Raw genomic sequence first — 19,369 nt, forward strand, 5'->3', positions numbered from 1 at the left:
GCCTCGGGAGACAATGTCAGTCGGTAGGTCATGTACAGCCTCATCTGGTGGTCGGTGATGTGAAGGCCAGGCAAGGCATCGATTCCCTCTTGTCGAGACGAATCAACAGCTTGCACCAGCCGCACCCGGCCGCCAGACGGGTCCGAAAAACGCGACGCCGATGGGGACGGTCCTCCGGTCGGGCTACGCCCTCCCTTCGGTCCGTCCCCATCGGCGCAGTCTCATCCTGATTGTCGCTAAGGTCTCACCTTGATCGCCGCCGCCCAAACGGCCATGATTGCGGGGTCTACGTGGTAGAGGCGACGCGAGCGCTGATTGGACGATTGGCGCGGGGCGAGCGGCCAGACAATGAGCCGATGCACCTCGAGCACCTCATCGCCGATCGGCCAGCCCTTCAGGAGCGACTTAAGGGCGGTCGCGATTGGAGCGGACAGAGCTCGAGCTAGACGAGCGTCAGGTACCGCGCGCGATCGAAAGCAGGGACAAGTTCCGATGAATTGAGCGGTTGAAGATATGGCCGCTGTGATCTCAATCAAACCATTCGCAGTAGGTGGTGCTGTAGATCGCGGGCCGCGGCCCTATCGCGCGCAATCACAAGGCACTCCACCGTGCCAGCCTCTTGGTCGGCGGCAAGCGGGATCACGCCCTCCTTGCGTGTGCGGTCGAACAGAAATCCTTCCCTGACCAAACGATCATGTGCTATTTTGAGGGATCCTGATCGAACATTTCTTACGGATAGAATAACGTTGCAACCGGAATAGTCGAATCCCAGCAGCCGGACGGCAATGCTGTGTAACACCGAGCCGCCACCCCAACGGCCGTTCGCTTCATTAAACAGCAACCGTCCGTCAGTAGCGAAAATGGCGTCAATGTTGATCATTCCGCGATATCCCAGGTTTCGCGCAAGCGCCACAAATCGGTAGGCATGCGCCTGGGCAGTCAACCATTGCTCGTTCCCCAGGTCGCTTGGAAGCTCAAGTCCTGTCCAGATCAGAGCTCTCTCAGATCGATCCGCGCTTTTACACAGTCGTATGTTTCCACTGTTCCTGAAAACGATTGAACCATCATCCTCGATTTCATACTCGAGATAGAACAAAGACTTCGCCAGGTGGTAGGACTCAACGACCAGCGTCTTACAGGATGCCGTTGTCATCTCAGACCAAAGCGCGTCAGGATCAAAGGACGGCCATGGAATCCGCCGGGTATCTCTTGCTCCAGGTAGTGGATCGCTTTCATTGCCGGTCAGAATGACATTTCCGACCCCACCGGCTCCATTGTCCAGCTTTACGATGACACTGCCGGTCTGGGTTCTGAGCGAAGCGACCGCTCTGAATAGTTCGTTCGAGTCCGTCGTGACAGATCCATTGGGCAGCGGAAGTGCGACGCTTGTCGCCAATTGACGGAAGTGGCTCTTGCGGTTCAACAGATCAGGCCCTCGCTGCAGAGCGAAGTCGTCGCCGATCTGCGGTATGCCCAGCATGGCCGCCAGGCGTGCGACGCCTTCAGTAGAGTAGCAGGGATACAATCGCCAAGTTGAGTTCTGACGAATATGTCTGGCGATTCGCTCAACAACAGTCTTGGACAGGAGTGTGCAATCATCAAGGACCGGCGATTGGCTGCCGCCTTGAGGTACAAGCAGACAGAGACTCGATGCGTGGAAATCGAGCGTCGCGCCAATGAAGGATAGCAGATCCGCCGGGATGACTACCGGGGAGACTATCAGGTCACCCTCATGAGAAAACCACGCTGAACGGTATGCCGAGTTGGCGGCCAGCGAAAGTTGAGCTGGTGACAGATCGGCGCCCGACATTTGAGCCGTACCGGCATTCATGATCAGGATCCGCGGCATCCGCGACCTCCGGACATCTTGACGCGATCAGAAAGGGATCGTGATGCAACAATGCTGAACTTGCTGCGCCGTGGTGAGGCACTGAGCGAAGCTTGATTTCGCGCGGTCTTGCTCCGAGAGAGGATAGGTCGGTGCGTTCTCATCGACCATTACAGCCCCAGAAAATGCGGCCTGCTGAAGCTGAGGATCGCTATCCGCTCTCCCTTCTGCACGCCGAGCTGATTGAATGCGCGAGCGATACGCTCAGTCTGTCGGTTGAGGCTGACGTAGCTGAGAGGCTGCTCTTCGAAGTGGATCGCAGTTTTGTCGCGAGCATACGTAGCGTTTCGGTCGATCAGGCTGCAGAGATCCAACAACCTATTCATGCGCCTCGCGCCCGCATATTACGTTTCCGCCGCAATCCGGAATTGCTTGGCGAGGCCCCGATCACATGATTCGGTCTCCCCTTGTACAGGCTATGATTACACGGCCTTGGAAGGATGATGGTTCTCATGGGTTGCGAACAATGGATATTTCTTGAGGGATCTCGGCCGATTGATCTCTCTCTTTGCTCTGCTGGGCGGCGGTCGTGTGCATCTGTCCGTAGTGATAAACACACCACGAAGACAGTTTCTTGCCGCGTCTTTGATATACAGGCTCGCCGCACATATAGGCCTCTCTGGCATCTCCATCTTTGAAGCCGATGATGCAACGGCATTGGCCTTCAATATGGTCGATCAACAGGACCTTCTTGAGGCCGTCGGGCTCCTTCAACTTGCTGCTCCATAATGCCAACCAATATCTTCCGATGCCGCGCGGGCCACGCGGAGCGACAATTGCAGCTTAGGCTCGTTGAAAACCTGCGCAGGCCCGCCGTCGGTCGCACCTTTGCGCGATGGAAATGCCTTGCTACCACGGGAAAGCAGTAACAGAGCGGAAAGCCGGGTCGGCAAACTGATTTTGGCGCGGTGCCGCGCCAGAGGAGGGGCTTGGTTCAGATTCGGGAAGCAGCGTCGCCCACTTAGGGGTTCGGATGGAGGCCTACGTCGCTCAATTCTGACCTCGTCGGCTCTCTGATGCCCCGGGCCAGAACAGCCACGTAGTCTCGTTTCCGGAATGGCGAGCCTTTCAAAGCTACGTACGAGCGATTGCGCCGCAATTAGGATTCGCTGCAGGACCCTTCCGACCGACCCGCCACTGGGGGTGAGGATCGACGAGGATCTGACCAGCTGAGACATTCGCAATCCTTCACGATCCCCGCGGCAGAGCGAGATATGTGCCCACCTCAAGACCGTACAACGTAACGTTACGTCCGATTCAAGCCCTTTTATGCAGCCGTGTGAACGTGGCCAAGCTCTCAAATCGGGCCGGCCGGCCGGTCCGGTCTCGCACGCATTTAGCGCTGCGATTTGCGTCAGGAAAGCTCGTCCTCTCTTTGAGATCAGGGCCGCTGCCGATAAGCCCATTGTCGGAAACCGCCCTTTTGCGACCAAGTGCTCACTACCTTTGCAGCCGATTGCCCCCCTGACCTCCGGTGCCGTCATCGGATAGCTCGGTCACTTCTATCCGACGCTGATTTGCAATGCGAAATCCGGCCTGCGGCCGATAGTTTTCGATGAGGTCGGCCTGACGGGGCGCAGCCTGTAGCCCTTGGGGAGGGCGAAGAACGGTCCTTCGAATCTGCCGGCGGCCGTCAATCAAAACGCACGTCGCGGTCACTGACTTCGCCTGGCGCCGCGATTATCGCAGCGTCTGATAGAGGCGGTACAGCAGCCGCGCGCGAGGGTCAATCGACGAGATGTAGAGTTGCTCATAACGCGTACGCGCGCTCTTGCCGTCAACGCCAAGGCCATCAAGGGTCGCGGTATACGGCGCGGTGAAATTGCTGTCGGAGCCGTCGCCGCTGAACGCGTCGAGCAGCTCGAAGCTAAGTTCGGCGGGCGAGCGTTTTGGCGTGCGCGTAAAGTGCGACACCGGCGCTGGCCTTCTCATATGGCGGACGGTTCAATTCGCCTGATACCTTCACGCTGACGCCCTCGGTGCGCGAGGTGATGCCGAGAATCTTGGGCACCAGCTCGTCGGCATGGGCCATGGTCGGGACGCGCATGTCGACTTGCGCATAGGCCAGTTCCGCGACGACGTTGGGCCTGGTGCCGCCGCGGACGCCCCCGACATTGACGGTGATACCGCGCGTGAGATCGTTCATCGCCTCCAGCGTCTGGATCACATGGGCGAGTTCCCGGATCGCGCTGCGGCCGTCCTCGGGCCGCGTACCTGCATGCGCGGGAGCGCCATTGATGAATACGTCAAAGTGCGCAACGCCCTTCCGCCCCGTGACGACCTTGCCCCCGTCGCGCGCCGGCTCGGTCACTAGTACGTATTTGGCCTTGCGGCCCTCGGCCTCGATCAGCGCGCGCGAGGTTCGGCTGCCGATCTCTTCGTCCGAGACGTAGAGGTGCGTGATGCCGAGCGGCGGGTGTGCATCATCCGCGCAGATTTGCCGGAATGCGTGATAGGCGAGGTAGGCACCGCCCTTCGTGTCGTAGATGCCGGGGCCGAACGCTCGGTCGCCCTCGATCTTGAATGGTATCCGTTCGATGGATCTAGCTCGGATGGATACTCTCGTTCTCGGCGTCAAGCGCGAGCACCATCTCGGTCAGAGCTGACGGATCGACCATGAGCTCGATTCGCAGGGCTATCTGACCGACGTGCTGGAGCGCATCGTCTCCGGGCGCACCAAGAGCCATCAGCTCCACGAGCTGCTTGCCTGGAACTGGAAGGCTGCCCGCCAGCGGGGCGGCCGATGCTTGGACCACCCCGAAGCGGCCGAGAGACCGCCGACTTTCTGCGTAACGCCCACGCCGATATTCCAGCGGTCGTCGAGGCCATGCGCCAATATTGGATGCCGATCCGCTACCCACGCGCCCGCTGATCACCGCAGACGTGGAAGCTCATGCCGGTTACCATGCAGCAGCTGGAATGAGAGAGTGACCTTACAACTTCGAAGGGCAATCATGCTACACTCTCCATCCATGCCCTGAATAATTATCGTCTGCGCGATCAAGTAACGCCCGTCGCTCCGCATACAAGGGCGTGAACTGAATCATCACGCCTTCGCCTCAGCCAGCCAAGACGCAGCTCGAAACGGCTGTACAAAAATTGAGTCTGCAGCGCACTTCAAATCTAACGCTAGGTTCGATTCCAATTGAAATGTCGAGAGGGTTGTTGCAGCTCTGTGACAGCATTTCTCGCAACAGATGGTAAGGAAGGGTTCGCTCGGGGAATGAGTACAAGGAAGTAGCACCGACATGAAAATGAGCCGAATACTGAGCGCGAGCGTTATCGTTGTTTGCATTCTGCGACCCGCATTTGGCGCGGACTCCGCTCCGCGACAAATCTATAAGGCGCTGCCGCCAACCGAGATTGCTGCCGCCTACTACGATTGGAGCGGCTTCTACGCCGGCCTAAATCATGGTTGGGGATCCAGTCAAAACTCCTGGTATCTAAACGGCACCACGCCCGAAGGCTCGCACGACGCAAGCGGGGGCACTTTGGGAGCGCAGATCGGCCACCGGTGGCAAGTTGGCAGAACTGTTTTCGGGGTGGAGGGCCGAGCCAATTGGTCCGACTTTAACGGCTCCAATAACAGCGAATGGTCAAACGCCAAGAATCAAACGGCGCTGAGCAAGGTGGGATTGTTCACTGGTCACCTTGGATATGCCTTTGGCGAAGCGCTGCTATATGCCACCGCCGGCGCCGCGGTGACGAGTACCTCTTATAAGATCTACTCGGATGTGACAGGGCAGCAGCTTGCGACGGCAGATATCGTCCGCTGGGGTCTCGCTGTTGGAGGGGGAATTGATGTCAAGCTCGCAACGAACTGGTTCTTGGGACTGGAGTACAATCATCTCTTCCTGCCTGACAACGATGTGAACTTCTCCAACGCTTTTGGGACTGATCGAATCCACCAGGGCGTTGATCTGGTCACGGCGCGGCTCAATTATAAGTTTGGCGACCCGATGGCTGCCTTCAAATAGGCCGGCTCGCATGGTGAGCTTCTTCTGTTCTCCCCACGGGGCTCTCTGGATCGCCAGGGAGGCGTGGACGCGCGACCCCGTCCTCGGGATCCATTCCGTTGGCCACGAACCGGTCGCTCAAAAAACGTGAACGGGGATGGGGAGAACGAGGCATGAGATCTCCTGCGTCCGAGCACGACAGGCGAAGCGCCGAAATCGCCGGAGCTGATAAGACCTTTCAATACGAGCTCTAATCTGTGAAACCAGTCGCAGCCCGGGCAATTGTTCGATGACTGTCGTGGAAGCGACCAGGGATTGAGGCCATCGACCGTTCTGCTCTCCCGACGGGATCTGCGCCAAAGATCGCACTCAGTCAAAAGTACGAAGCGCGCCCCGGAAGTTGATCAATGGACTCCCATCGCTTTGTCGGGTCGCGATAATTCGCCCGATAAAGACGGTGTGTGTGCCAAGCACCTTGTGGTCATACAAAACGCATTCGAGCGCGCAAAATGCATTCGGTAATAGCGGTACATCGAGGGCGCCCTGATCCCAGGGCGCGGTATCGAAGCGGTGAACGCCTTTCGCCCCCTCCTCACCGCCAAAACGCAAGGCAAGGTCCTCCTGGTCACTGCGGAGAACGCTGACTCCAAAGCTGCCATTGGCAAGGATGTCATCATGTGCTTCGGAGCGGGCATTGATGCCAACGACCAGGCACGGCGGCTCCATGCCGATGGACGTCACAGAACTCACCGTCAGTCCCCGTCTTCCGGCTGCCGTCCCGGTCGTCACGATGGCGACACCGCTTGGCAGGCTTTGCATGGCATGGCGGAACTCTGCCGGTCGGATAGACGGCATATCCCGAATCGCAGGAGAGAACTGGTGGGTCATGATCAGCCTCTGCAGTTGAACCCCACTTCTAGTGTCTCCACACCAGAGACGACTTTGATCCCTGTTGGGCCTGTAATGGGGTACGCGGTTTCAAAATTGCGTGACGAGTAGGCTCAGATTGAGACCGAGTATGCCTTTGATGTCCTCTGGATCAGCTACAGTCATGACCGGACGGACGTGCAATATCTCGGCGCGTTACGCTGGATGGCGATCGCGGCGGCGGAACTGAGAATTGTCGCCGCCACTGTTTCAACAGGGCCCCCATCAAACAGCGAACCGTGCTGAGCAGCCCGGCGACGCACCAGTGCACATGGAGCGGTGGTCGCGCTCCGACCAGCTGGGCTGGAACCTCGCCGGGCCTCGTGCGGACCGGATGATGCCGATTGCGGCATCGGCCCGCGCCTGCCAGAGTTTCTCCGCATGTAGACGGCATCGGCGCACCTAATGTACTTTTAGGAGAACACGTTTTTTTGCCTCGAGAAGATGCTGATCGAGCGTCGCGTGCAGCGTACCACGCAGCTCCGGCGGGATTGAGCTATCTGTATCGATCAATTCCCGAAACTTGCGAATGATGTGTTCTATCACTGCAATAGATCCGAGTGTCTCAATCCTCTGCCAGGACATCATCGATTATCTCCTTTGGCGCGCAGCGCTTCGTCGCGGGTTCTCACCTCGGCAACCCGGGCTGCAACAGGCTCTCGTCGATAAGAAAGTTGGCTCTCGCGTCCCGTGCTCAACGCGAACTGGCGTCAGGCCGAGCTCAGGCGGCGCACGCTCCTTGAAATTCCGCAGAAGTGACGTGCATTCCTGGCTGCAATATTTTCGCGCTCGTGAGCTGCAGACTTGGTCGCAATACTGGAACATCGGCCAACTCGGCTCTCAGGCGTTCGAAACTGCGATGAGGCGCTTCAGTCGAGCGGCTGCGGCGCCGCGATCAAGTGATTCTTGTCCAAGTGCTACGCCTTCCTGCAGTGTCGAGGCCCGCCCGGCCACGACCAACGCCGCCGCCGCGTTCAAAAGCGCGGCGTCGCGAAATGGACCTGATGCGCCATCAAGTGCATTTTGCAGCGCAACGGCATTAGCCTCCGCATCGCTGCGCTCCAGCGCGTCGTTGCGGCAGCGGCGGAGCCCGGCTTGTTCCGGCGTCACTTCGAAGGTGCGGACTATACCTGCCTCAAGCGCAGCGACAAATGATGGGCCGGTGAGGGTTAGTTCGTCGAGCCCGTCCGAGCCATGAACAACCCAAACCGACTCGGCACCAAGGTTCTTCAAGACGCACGCCAGAGGCTGCACCCATTCGGGAGACAAAGCCCCAACGATCTGCCGCTTGACCCCGGCCGGATTGCACAGAGCCTCGATCAGATTAAAGATCGTATGGGTTCCAACTGCGTTCCGGATCTGCCCAATGCGCTGCATCGCCGGATAATGGGCTGACGCAAACATGAAGCCGATGTCGGCTTCCTGCACACAACGTGCGATGGCCTCAGGCTTGAGATCGACCTTCACACCGAGGCGCGCCAACACGTCTGCGGTGCTTGAACCAAAAGACGCAGCGCGGTTGACATGCTTGGCGACAGGAATGCCGGCCCCGGCGACGATGAAGGAAGCGCAGGTCGACACGTTGACGGAATACATAAGGGTCTCGCTCGTGCCAGCGAGACCGACGGGCTCGCATGCCACCTCGACCCGCGGCATTCTATTCCGCATGGCCGAGGTGGCGCCGGTGACTTCTTCGACCGTCTCGCCCCGGACCCGCATCCCCATCAACAAGGCACCGATTTGCGAGGGAGTTGCGTAACCCGACATCATGCTGTCGAAGGCTGACGCAGTTTCGTCACGCGTCAGAGCGGCGCCTGTGGCAACTTTGCCGATGATCGATCTAAGAACTTCCATCGAACTTTACACGTTCCCTGTCCAAACCTTGAGCTCTTCCGTTCAGCGAGACATCGTTGAAGAGACCCGGAACCGATTGCCTTGATGCAGCGGCCCGCCCCACGCGGCATGGCCTCATTGACGCTTGAGGCGACAGTTGGTTGTGTGTGGGCACACTTGGCGAGGCTACAACCTGACGCAACGTGAGGGTCAAGCTCTCCATTTCGGTGGTGCCGTCGAGAGGAGATCGTCGACCAGCTAGAACACTGCAGTTTCTTGTCGTAGGACCGATGACACTGTCTCGCGCCCGGTGGCCGCGTCCGCAGCGGCCTCTTTACCGCGGTCTTCCGGCCGGATCACGCATCCTACAAAGCCTTTTAGCCTTCGGGCGCCGCCGTGGTGAAGCGTTGAAACGGTAAACGAACAGCCGCCACATCGTCACTTCGATTCGCTGCTTTTCTTGCCAGTGTCTCGCACGGAGATCACGTGGCGACATTGCTGACTGAGGTTCGCCTGCTTGGATCTGAGGCAGGCAGTGATAGCTGCGCGATCTGGTATGTAGCTGCTACAAAGGCGGAATACGTCCTCCATGCAGGCCTCTTTCTCTTCTGCGGTCGGCGTTTGATCGCGCGCGTTGACCGGCCCGGGGATTACAGCTGTCATTGCGACGACAAGAGCGATGGCGCAGTGGTAGATTGTGAGGCGCGGAGTTAACTGACTTCGTTGATTTTGAGTCATGATATCCCTTCAAGTCCGTGTAGCTACGTTATTGTCCTCTGCGCGGAGCGCGACATGACCTGTCAACCGGTAAACAGGCCGGAACTGCTTAAGGACGGTGCCGGCATGCTCGTGCTTCCGCTTTTGCGGTCCGCATGGTGCTGGTCATCTGTCCGGCACGACAGAAACGACACGTGCCCTAGTGGCGCAGCACCACTAACCGTGGAAGCACTGGCGGCTGAGCTGGTCCAGCAAGTGATCATTCTGGAACTTCCAGTTGTTCGGTGCATGCCTCGACGTCGCGAGGCATTCTGGCGCCTGACATGTGCTTAGGTACTCTGGCTCACCGTACCGCCAACCGACTAATGACGCCGTAGCAGGGGAGGGCTCGTGCCAGCTATCTCGAGGCAGAGAGAGCAGGCAAAAGGGGCAGGTGCGCCCAAGCCACTGTTGATGATGCATTCGATCGTTCAGAGCGAACCATGATGGCGCGCGCCGAGACTATGTTTGGTGTAATCGCGCCTGTGTTCCGCGATATGTGAAGACCTTGGGTGGGGTATCTGGGATGGAGCCTCCATCGTCCGCTCTGCCGAGGCGACGGTGATGGGAGCGCCTACCGTGCAGAGCTCGAAACGCGCGATTTCGTCCAGCCGCGACAGGAACAACTCCGACGCAGCGCGGACAAGGATGCACCTGGAGGATCTTATCGTCCTGATCGAGTCGCGCCAGGTGAGCCTAGATGTCTGAAACATTCGCAATTCTCATGACCTGTCCGGAACGGTCTGGATTGTCGGACGTGGTTCCCGCTTGTCGAGGATCGTACAATCTAACGCTACGTGCGGTTCAAGCCCCTTCGTGCGTCTGATCGCCTGAGGATGTCGGAGCTGTGCATTCTTCGTAAGAGCCTCGGCTGCAAAGCGCACTGTGGTGTTTCAGAATAGCGGCTGTGCATGCGACTGTCCGCTTCGCAACCGTGGCTCCGAGCGTCGCTGTTACGTGATTATACGGAGCGCCGGTGTCGCATTTCTTTGATCTGCGAATTGCATGCTCGCGGCATGAATCCGAAAAGTAAACTCTACCAACCCGACCACTGGCGAGGCCGTGCGGAAGCAACGCGAAAGAAAGCGGAAGCGCTCGCTGACGGAAAAGCCAAAGACAGGCTGCTCAAAATTGCCGTGGAATACGACAAGCTGGCTCGGCGCGCCCACGTGTGGCAGATGCACAAAGAGGAGGACGAGACCTGGCATGAGGAAGAGCTGTAAAGCGTCCCTTCGGATCATCAAAAGGCGCCAGCCTGTTGATCGCTAGCCAACCCAATGGCCACGCAAATGTCGCTCAGCGAGCAAGTCAGTGCCTGGAAGGGACGTTGAGGGGCATCGTAGGGTGGCGCATCCTGACGGTCCTGTGCCGCGCTCCAGATCGCGACATATATGTGAAGGCGGAGCAGTCCGCCTGCCGAACGCTCCTTCAGGCCTACTTGTTTAGTCAGCTTCTCGAAAGCTAATTCTCATATAAAAAAATGCGCAACTTACACCTCAATTTGCAGTCGATGCGTCGCAGTTAACGCGGAAGCCCGTATGCCATCTGCGCCGGAACGCTCAGCTGTTACAGGTCCAGTGTTTGGAACTTCGTCGCGGCTGCAATTGCACATCAGTTTCGCCAATTCGAGACATCTGCGTCATGCCTCAACATTCCTTTACGTTCGTCCGAGGGGCAGATTTCCAGGTAGTCGGGCGAAGTGTGCGCTGGAACCAAGTCTGTGAAAGAGGTCTCCACGTCCGGTTGATGGTCCGCAGATGGTGCGGCCGCGGCCTGCGAGAGGCGTCGGAAAGCTCCTCGCGCCTCTGCCGTCCGCGAGGATTATTTCAGAAGAACGCTGCGATGATAAAGTAGAGTCCAGCCCAAAGCAGCGCATTTACGAGGAGTGCGGCCAGAGGCCAAAGGTTCCACCTCTTTTGCGCCTGCCGGGAGCGACAATCGCAGCGGTAGTGCTTGATCGGTGGGTGCTTTGGTGCGCGCCAATGCGTCATTTCATCAGACGTCGCGCTGGTCCCCCGAAAAAAGCCGAGCTTTGCATGCCTCATACCACTCATAAGTTCGTAGTCCTCTTTCATAAGGAGAGTATCAGATCGTTGTCTGTTGCGCGGCGATCCTCCGGTCGATGTATGCTCGTGTATCGTCGGTACAGTTAAGGTCGCTTTCCGTCACCGCAGCAATCTACATGCCACGACGCAGAAGTATCGGTACCGCTTTGCTGCCAACAAAAGCGCGTCTGTCGGGCGTTGGCGATACAGAGTCGCTGCCAGAGGTCGGATTCGCGACGTCCATGTCTGAAAGACGACACCCGCAATGGCGGCAAAAGGCGCTGCGCTTCGCGAGCGCGATACCATGAACAATGAGTTGGGACTTGCATCGTAGTGACGCGGGAAGATCGGTCGACGGTCGCCCAGATTGAGATCGACTAATCATTGTTTCTGACCGTTAGCTTACGAGGAGATACCGAGATGCAGGCGACCCGCTGGATGCTACCAGCTCCAAGACAGTTCATGTCAGGCGTCCGCGGCTCTGGTGCAGGCGGCATAGAGGGTCGAACTCGACGACAAGCTGTGAATGATCAAGTGCGATCTCACCAAGCAGTTAATCGCCGGGCAGCATCAACTGGTGCCATCAGTGGCTTTGCGAGTCGTCATGGAGTGTGGATGTCGAAGGTCCTACGGGAGCATGCCATGATGACGACCAATTCGTTGGAGAGGAGGAGCCGCCAGTGTATTGTGCTCAAGCAGGTAGCCATGAAACATGAATGCCCACTAACGCTTGCTCGAAGCGCGGGAGAGCGATGGCGGGCATCAGTGTTGCTGATGGGCGCTCTATTCGTCGATGTGCGACCAATACTGGCTGGCATCGGTGAGTAAGATGCGTCGCATGAGAGGGGCTCGATGACAGAGTTGCATCATGACGGGAAGTTGCGATTGGCGGACTGATTCGCTATCGCCCAGATCGTTACCGCCGTACTCAGGCAATCAGTGGCCCCTGAGAGCGCTCGGCCCACAATGCGATCGAAGACTATAGCAGGAGAACGAGTGATGATGGACATCTGCGGTTTGCTCAGATGGTGCTCTGAAGAGCGGTATAGGAGCGCTGGGCCGAGGATCGAACCGGTTTACGAGTTGCGAGACAACGTCATCTGCATCGAGTTCAAGGCCCTCCGAAAGGCAGAGGAGCGGGCGTGCGAGCGCGGCTGATAGAGAAGCTGGAGGCCGGCCGCGTGCAACACGGCCGGTTCGCTACGGTTCCGGGATCAGGTCCTTGCGGCGTGTTCTTTGTGCAGGGGCCTTGCGGGTGTGAACTAAAGATAACTGGATTTGTCCGTCCTGGCTGGGAGCATGTCGCTGTCTCGACGCCGCGGCGTTGTCCGAACTGGGAAGAGATGTGCTTTGTCAAGGACCTGTTCTGGGATGAAGAGGAGTGCGTCATGCAACTGCATCCGCCACATTCGCAGTATGTGAATAACAGCCGATATTGCCTTCACCTGTGGAGACCCACTCATCGGGACATCCCGATGCCGCCGCCGAGCTTTGTAGGCATCGTTGGACTAGGGCCCTCAGACGCGGCAATGTTGTTCGCGCGGATCAGCGCGACACCATGATGAGCTGAGTTATTAATATCCAAGCGGAAGGTGACGCCGAGCGGCTGCAGAAGCACCGATTCGGCGCCGCCGAACTGACGCGTCAAAAGCGGGTATATGTCAGGATCGATCGGCGGTTGCCGTGTGCGGGGGCCTGAGCCTGAATTAGCTGCGATCAACTGGGAGCAGCTAACAGTGCACTGATCCCGGAAAGATCGCGGAGCCGTGCTGAAGGCGCTTCGCCAGCAACAACAGTCGACGCGACCGGTCACAAGGCAATCAGTGCGCGATCCGAGGACGCGAATGGCGCACTTCTTTGGCGCGAGAAGTGTGTGCCGAGGCGAAATAACGCAATGATGGTGAATCGAGGCCAACGCGACCGTCGAATTCGGTTTGACGAAGGAGGCGTTGTCGGCCCGTCACCCTGACTGCATCCGGAATTGCACAAGGTCGGCTTGCCGTCGCTGTGCGACAGTCATGAGCTCGTGGACGACTACCCCGCCTCTGGAGCGGGGCTCGTAGGCAGAGACGGTCCAGACACCAACTAGGCGCGGGGGAGGCGGTAGATTCGCCAAATATCTGGTTGTCAGCTCGTCGTCAGCTTGCCGCAAGATCATCCGCAAGCAGAGCGTAAGCAGCCCGCGCTCTGAGGAAAAGTACGCTGAAGAAGCAGGCGAACCGACATGTATAATCGAGTTAGTGACCGATCGACACGCCCTGATCAAGCTGACGAACCGAGTCGGTCGGCGGACAGTTACGAATTTGCCCAAACATTGACGGATCTCGCTCAACGGGAGAGCCCGGCAGCTGGGGAATTGTCCGACAAAATGGGGCTATGTTGCAGCAAGCCACAGACCTCAGATGCAATCATTTATAGTCCAAGCACCTCGGACCCCAGCACATCCCCTGTGTCCTCCAGCTCAAATTCATCCTCGCCAGCGAGGCCTATCCGTCCTCTGTTCGAATACAGGACTGCTGAATTGTCCGAGGCCAATGTCAACGGAATCTGCGTTGGATTGGCAGCGGAGTGGCTGCTCAATCTCCCGCGCAGTCCTTCATCCCGGATGAGCGCGCTGCGCCCGGGCACTCAAAATCACAACTCAGCGGCAATGCGGCAGCAGCGGTATGAAGACCTCAAGAGTCTGTTGCGAAGTGATGGGGCGGAAGGTTCTCACAACCTTCAGGCAAAAAGTACGATGTTACGCGAAGCCGGCATAGAGCCGTTCGCCGAACAGACTCAATATGAGTTTGGTACATCTTCGAGCATTGACCGAATCGTGAATGAGGTCACTGACGATGGGTCGATCTATTTGGTCAGCTTGCGTTTCGCCGCAGGTGGCGCCCACACAATCGCAACGTCCACATCGAATGGAATGACGACCCTCTTTGATCCTAATTATGGGGAATTTACTGTTCGGTCAGATCAGATGGGTGAGTTGTTCAAAAGTCTCGCCGATCGCTACAGGAACCCGAATCGACATGATATATCGACTGTCGCCACACAAAGGATAACGTGAGTGTTTCGGAGGTTGCAACAGACCCGAGGCCCGCGAGTGAATCTTTCGCGATCGATGCCGGACAGCCGCAGCCTCCGACAGCGCACCCACGGCAGGGAACATGGATGTGGCGCCCTGAACGCGCGCCCGACGTGTTAGCGAAGCTCACCGCGGCCCTTCGGACGTTGGAGGGGCACGCTCAAGAGAAGCTCTCTGGAAGTAGTGCGGCGAGGGGAGAATGTTCAGAGAGAGGCTGGCCGGTCACTCAGGTTGATGAGCTTGTGCCCTGGCGCGTCAAAGTCTGAATGGGCTGCGCTTGCACACAAGCAGGACCGTTGGCCCGTTAGACTTTCCTGATAGCTGGCTAATTTCCTCGTTGGGAGTTTCGACGCCTTTAGCCCTTGAGCTTAGGGCTAAGGGCGGGCATCACGCATCCAACACACGCGGCACAAGCTGTTTTTTCGGTTTGCTTCGGAATCGTCGCAGGCCCGTTTCTCTACTGACCTCGTCAGCCAAACAGCTGCTGTCAGCGACAATGCGTGCCGTAGCACCAGCGCGCGAACGACACGACGCTCGCCACGCGCTGCGCAACAATCCTTGCCCTTATCCTCGTCACTGCGCTTTCGCTGAGGTCCGGCTCTGGTTGAAGATCTCAAAACCGGACCAAAAATGATAGCACTACGCACCGTGTTCGTTCCAAGCAAACGTTTGCGCCGAGCCGATTACAAGGTCATTTAACAATTTTCGAATTTACGGCCTGGACCCCTCTCCGCGGAGCGGGCGCAAGCTGGCTATTAGTTTGATCTGGAAGATGTCGTCTGGTGGTTTTCATATGATCCCAGTCTCACACCGGGAGCAGCACGGGCGCGACTCGGCGTTGGTCAGGCCGGTGGATCAGACGCTGTCGCTGCCACGCCCGCACTGGTTGAAGTTAGCAGAAACGTGACTCGGCGCCCAAAAGCCCCACGCATACACGGGGCAAGCGCTGTCCCTACCACGCACCACTAACTTCGACGTCACCGTACAGGGACTAGCTTTCCGAAAGCTGACGAACCCGACGCGATTCACAAAAGCGAAAGCTGCGGGTGTGGGTCGGTGCCCTTCTGGAACCCACCCATCTGTCCAGCGGGCATCCGATTTAACGGTATGATCAAGCATAGACATAAGCCGATCTCTTCAAAGAGAGCGTGAAACTCGCATATGCCATGTGCCGCGAGAAGGTGTCAGCAGAAGTCCATCGATATTTGCAAAGGCGCGGCTCTGCGACATCGCAGGAAAGACGATCCATTATCTCTGGACTTCGACTACAGCTGGGCCCATCCGATCAAGCTCGAAAGTGATCGGCAACATGACAACGAACGGCCTTTCATTATTACTCGATGCCGCCGGTCGCGTCCCGAGGGAGATGTCGGCGGTGTGTCGGACGATGTCGAATACCTCGATGTCAAAGGTCATCCGTCTGTTCCCGAGCACGAACACTGGGCCCGCGCGGCCCAGATAGATCTGATCGCTGCCGGTCGTCTTCGCATTGTCCGGAAAATGGAAGGCGCGTCAGCCGCTGGACCGACCGGGCGCATACACTTCCAACCGCGAGAGAAGATCGACCGCGGTCAAGTGCGGAGCCGCCGGTATGCCGTTTTGCAACCAGAGCAATGACGAGGCATCGGGTCCCATGCCGCCGGAAGGCCTCTCGGCTGCGAGCAAGGCGGGTTCTGAATCCCATGAAACCCCGCGACGATTGAGAGGCGCGGGGCAGTTTCCTTTTGGAGATGTGGCTATGCATTGATTCGGCGACGGCCTCGTCAGCTTCTGGAAAGCCTATCCATAATACGATCAACTCAATTGTTTCTTGGACGTGAGGCTAGCATGGACCCATATAATTTTGATCCGTCCAATGTCCCAGCTTGGTCCCGGGCGCAGCAAGCTGTTCCGGACGAGCACCAGGGGGGCCATGACGCGCAAGAGGTCTTTGAGCAGCACTTGACCGAGGCGCGCCCAACCGACCCGAGTCCTGTCTCTGGTGGCGGCCACAACCACCATCCCCATCTCTCTACAGAACAGCGGGACACTATCGACAAGGCGATTGCCCAATATGAGGCTCAGAAGAGCCCGACGCCGAAGACAGTTAAGCGCTACACTCAGGCGCTTCGTCGACTAGGAAATCATCTTGGCGCTCATCGCCAAACGATTGATCTGGGGGATCATGAGGCCCTGGTCCGTTACGTCAAGACCAACTTCCCGAAGGACGAAGACATGAAGAAGGGGTTGGGTGTCCTTCGTGCGTATCATGATCCGAGCTTTGTATCTTCTGGCGGGCGGCCGCGCACAATGCCCTCAGCGGACGACGCGCCCCTCTCAGAGCGGCTTAAGGCCAGCGGCATGACGCCGGGCAGCGTCGCTCTTTATGATCGTAGTCTTCGCAGATTTTCTAAAGCGCTTAATGGTGCGGGCTACTCGATATCCGGGCTAGACCACGCCGCGCGCATTGAATTCGCTCAGAAGTGGTCCCCGAAGGACGAGCATGTATTGATCGCGTTAAAGAAGGTTGGCGAGGCCGAGGGCGTTTCCGCAGCGGGTGCATCTCGGAAGCCCAGCCGTCGTGCTGCCCCGTCGCCCACATTGCATCTTTACCCCGATGACGCTCGCATCATAGATGACCTGGAAAAGGCAGAGCTGAGCATGCTTAAACCCGAGGACAGCCGGAGAAAAGTTGTTCAAAATCTGGCCCAGAACCAACGAAGATTCGGGGGGTGGCTTCAAAGGGAGGGGCGACGGAGCATAGTGAGCCGACTCACCGGCACCAGTGAACAGCAAAAGTCTTTGAACGACGATCACACGGACTTTAAAAAAGCCAGTCGAAACGCCGACATGGGCTTCGATCGTCTTCGGAGCTACCTATTGCTCGTCGAGGCGAACGCTGCGCTGGGCGTCTCCCCTGATCGGGCGGGCGGAGAGCCGCGGCGTGGCGAGTCGAACTCAACGTGGTCGCCGCACCTGCCGTCCGATTTCGAGTGGCCGACGCCGGAAGCGGTGCCAGATGGGTCGTCCGCGATCTACCGAGGTCTCGACTCTTTGGTTGATCTGCCGCACTCCTTGCAGGAGGTGAGAGACGATGCTCAGTCCGGGCCGGGGGGTGGGGCTGCGGGGAGACCGCCACTCTTCACCGGATCATCTAACACGCCAGCTCAGTCGTCAGACATCTACCGCGGTCTCAATTCTTTCGTTGATCTCCCATACACACCGCAGCAGATGCAAGACGATGCTGAGTCCGCGCCGGTCGGTAGGGCTGCCGCCGGACCGCCGCTCTTCATCGGGTCACCTGAGACGCCAGCTCAGTCGTTAGGCATCTACAGCGGTCTCAATTCTCTCGTGGATTTGCCGTACACACCGCAGCAGATGCGAGACGATGCTCAGTCAGCGCCGGTGGCTGGGGCTGCGGGGAGACCGCCGCTCTTCACCGAACCATCAGACGCGCCAGCTCAGTCGTCAGACATCTACCGCGGTCTCAACTCTTTGGTTGACTTGCCGTACACGCCGCAGCAGATGCGAGATGATGCTCAATCAGCGCCGGTGGGTGGGGCTGCACGCAGACCGCCGCTCTTCACCGAACCATCCTACTCGCGAGCTCAGTCGTCGGACATCTACCCCGGTCTCAGCTCTTTGGTTGACTTGCCGTACACACCGCCGCAGATGCGAGACGATGCTCAGTCAGCGCCCTTGGGTGGGGTTGCCGCCAGACCGCCGCTCTTCACCGAGCCACCAGACACGCCAGCTCAGTCGTCGGACATCTACCGCGGGCTCAACTCTTTGGTTGATTTGCCGTACACGCCGCAGCACATGCGAGACGATGCTCAGTCAGCGCCCTTGGGTGGGGCTGCCGCCACACCGCCGCTCTTCACCGAACCACCACACACGCCAGCTCAGTCGACGGACATCTACCGTGGGCTCAACTCTTTCGTTGATTTGCCGTACACACCACAGCAGATGCAAGATGATGCTCAGTCAGCGCCGGTGCTCAACTCCGGCGGTAAACCCGAATTCTTCGTCGGGCGGTCGGGCGTGCTTCAGGAACTTGAGGACATCGGATACCGAGCCGACGAGGATTGGCAGGATGGCTCCAAGCCGGTACCGGATTTCCTGCTCGGTGTCCCGGATAACATCGAGGGCCGGCCGACCCAGTTCAGCGGCCCAATGAAGGTCTCCATGAACGGTGAGACCTACTCGATCACATTGGGGCGCCGAAGAGGCGGCGACGCGCAATTCATCCACGATCCTCGCCCGCCCCCTGTCCCGGGTGCTCAGCTTGGCCCAACGGCTACCGCTGCCTATTCCGACCATCGCAGCGGGCCCGTTCTGGGCCCCACGCAGTGGCTGGGTGACGAGCATATCCAGCGGGATTATGAGCTCCTGGCGCACGAGTTACAGCAAAACAATCCGGATCTCGCCGCCCGAACGCGGTTCGTGGATCCCCTGATAGCCCAGATGTTGCGATCTCCCTTTAAGGAGGTCGCCGAACGAGCATTAGGGTGGGTTCGCTATGATACAGCCGACTTCTTATTCCTGCCGGTGAGCGATGCCAGCGATACGGACAGACATCGGCGCGGCAGTCACTGGTCGCTGCTGCTGGTTGATCGCCGCGATCGGGGCCGGCCGGTCGCCTATCACTATGACTCCACCCAGGGATACAATGACAGGCACGCAGCGGAACTCGCAGGACGGCTCGACGCTAACCTGCAACGGGTACCGATAAGACAGCAGCAGAACGGTTATGACTGCGGCGTCTTTGTCGTGGACGGCACCCGGGAACTGGTTCGGCGATTGGCAGCAAGACGGCCGGACCTGAACCTCAATAATCTTGTCATCAGTCGTGAGGCACTGCGGGACCGACTAGGCCCTGGTGTCCGCTTCAACTGAACAGGGTGCGCGA

The 19,369-nt window shown here is 58.5% G+C and carries 12 protein-coding genes and 1 pseudogene; 7 read left to right on the forward strand and 6 right to left on the reverse strand.

What is annotated here, in order from left to right; genetic code table 11:
* Nucleotides 1-532: 532 nt before the first annotated feature.
* A complete protein-coding gene (locus tag CVM73_RS18930; RefSeq protein WP_100233429.1) occupies nucleotides 533-1,849 on the reverse strand; it encodes a preATP grasp domain-containing protein in 1,317 nt (438 codons plus the stop codon).
* A gap of 131 nt (nucleotides 1,850-1,980) precedes the next feature.
* Between CVM73_RS18930 and CVM73_RS41760 the strand changes: the two genes are divergently transcribed.
* The gene (locus CVM73_RS41760; RefSeq protein ID WP_430641308.1) at nucleotides 1,981-2,283 is read left to right on the forward strand and encodes a hypothetical protein; all 303 of its coding nucleotides are present in this window, start codon (nucleotides 1,981-1,983) and stop codon (nucleotides 2,281-2,283) included.
* A gap of 55 nt (nucleotides 2,284-2,338) precedes the next feature.
* Here CVM73_RS41760 and CVM73_RS18940 read toward each other — a convergent pair whose 3' ends face one another.
* Together CVM73_RS18940 and CVM73_RS18945 are read right to left on the reverse strand one after the other, a co-directional pair.
* Nucleotides 2,339-2,602, reverse strand: coding sequence for a hypothetical protein (locus CVM73_RS18940; protein WP_100233431.1), 264 nt, complete (start codon nucleotides 2,600-2,602; stop codon nucleotides 2,339-2,341).
* A 966-nt stretch (nucleotides 2,603-3,568) separates the two neighbouring features.
* Nucleotides 3,569-4,427 (reverse strand): annotated as a pseudogene (locus CVM73_RS18945) (M20 family metallopeptidase); the annotation flags it as partial.
* Between the two features lie 709 nt (nucleotides 4,428-5,136).
* Here CVM73_RS18945 and CVM73_RS18955 point away from each other — a divergent pair.
* Complete coding sequence (locus CVM73_RS18955) at nucleotides 5,137-5,865, forward strand: outer membrane protein (protein WP_100233432.1); 729 nt, start codon at nucleotides 5,137-5,139, stop codon at nucleotides 5,863-5,865.
* A 348-nt stretch (nucleotides 5,866-6,213) separates the two neighbouring features.
* On the opposite strand, the gene CVM73_RS18960 is transcribed toward CVM73_RS18955, so the two are convergent.
* From CVM73_RS18960 to trpD, 3 genes are all read right to left on the reverse strand, one after another.
* A complete protein-coding gene (locus CVM73_RS18960) occupies nucleotides 6,214-6,732 on the reverse strand; it encodes a flavin reductase family protein (RefSeq protein WP_245452349.1) in 519 nt (172 codons plus the stop codon).
* Nucleotides 6,733-7,173: 441 nt separating this feature from the next.
* A complete protein-coding gene (locus tag CVM73_RS18965; RefSeq protein WP_100233433.1) occupies nucleotides 7,174-7,359 on the reverse strand; it encodes a hypothetical protein in 186 nt (61 codons plus the stop codon).
* A gap of 252 nt (nucleotides 7,360-7,611) precedes the next feature.
* On the reverse strand, nucleotides 7,612-8,625 hold the full coding sequence (trpD, locus tag CVM73_RS18970) for an anthranilate phosphoribosyltransferase (RefSeq protein WP_100233434.1): 1,014 nt from the start codon (nucleotides 8,623-8,625) through the stop codon (nucleotides 7,612-7,614).
* Between the two features lie 1,751 nt (nucleotides 8,626-10,376).
* On the opposite strand from trpD, the gene CVM73_RS18980 reads away from it, so the two are divergent.
* From CVM73_RS18980 to CVM73_RS41035, 5 genes are all read left to right on the forward strand, one after another.
* Complete coding sequence (locus CVM73_RS18980; protein ID WP_208639223.1) at nucleotides 10,377-10,583, forward strand: hypothetical protein; 207 nt, start codon at nucleotides 10,377-10,379, stop codon at nucleotides 10,581-10,583.
* 2,060 nt (nucleotides 10,584-12,643) lie between these two features.
* Nucleotides 12,644-12,967: a DUF7694 domain-containing protein gene (locus CVM73_RS41765; protein WP_430641312.1), complete on the forward strand. Its 324-nt coding sequence runs from the start codon at nucleotides 12,644-12,646 to the stop codon at nucleotides 12,965-12,967.
* An 806-nt stretch (nucleotides 12,968-13,773) separates the two neighbouring features.
* The gene (locus CVM73_RS41030; protein WP_283809927.1) at nucleotides 13,774-14,463 is read left to right on the forward strand and encodes a YopT-type cysteine protease domain-containing protein; all 690 of its coding nucleotides are present in this window, start codon (nucleotides 13,774-13,776) and stop codon (nucleotides 14,461-14,463) included.
* Nucleotides 14,464-15,642: 1,179 nt separating this feature from the next.
* Nucleotides 15,643-16,098, forward strand: a complete 456-nt coding sequence (locus tag CVM73_RS41770; RefSeq protein WP_430641309.1) for an IS1096 element passenger TnpR family protein — start codon at nucleotides 15,643-15,645, stop codon at nucleotides 16,096-16,098.
* Nucleotides 16,099-16,422: 324 nt separating this feature from the next.
* Nucleotides 16,423-19,356, forward strand: a complete 2,934-nt coding sequence (locus tag CVM73_RS41035; protein WP_245452351.1) for a Ulp1 family isopeptidase — start codon at nucleotides 16,423-16,425, stop codon at nucleotides 19,354-19,356.
* The last annotated feature ends 13 nt before the right edge of the window (nucleotides 19,357-19,369 follow it).

It is taken from the genome of Bradyrhizobium forestalis (assembly GCF_002795245.1).
In the GTDB taxonomy this organism is placed as follows: Bacteria; Pseudomonadota; Alphaproteobacteria; order Rhizobiales; family Xanthobacteraceae; genus Bradyrhizobium; species Bradyrhizobium forestalis.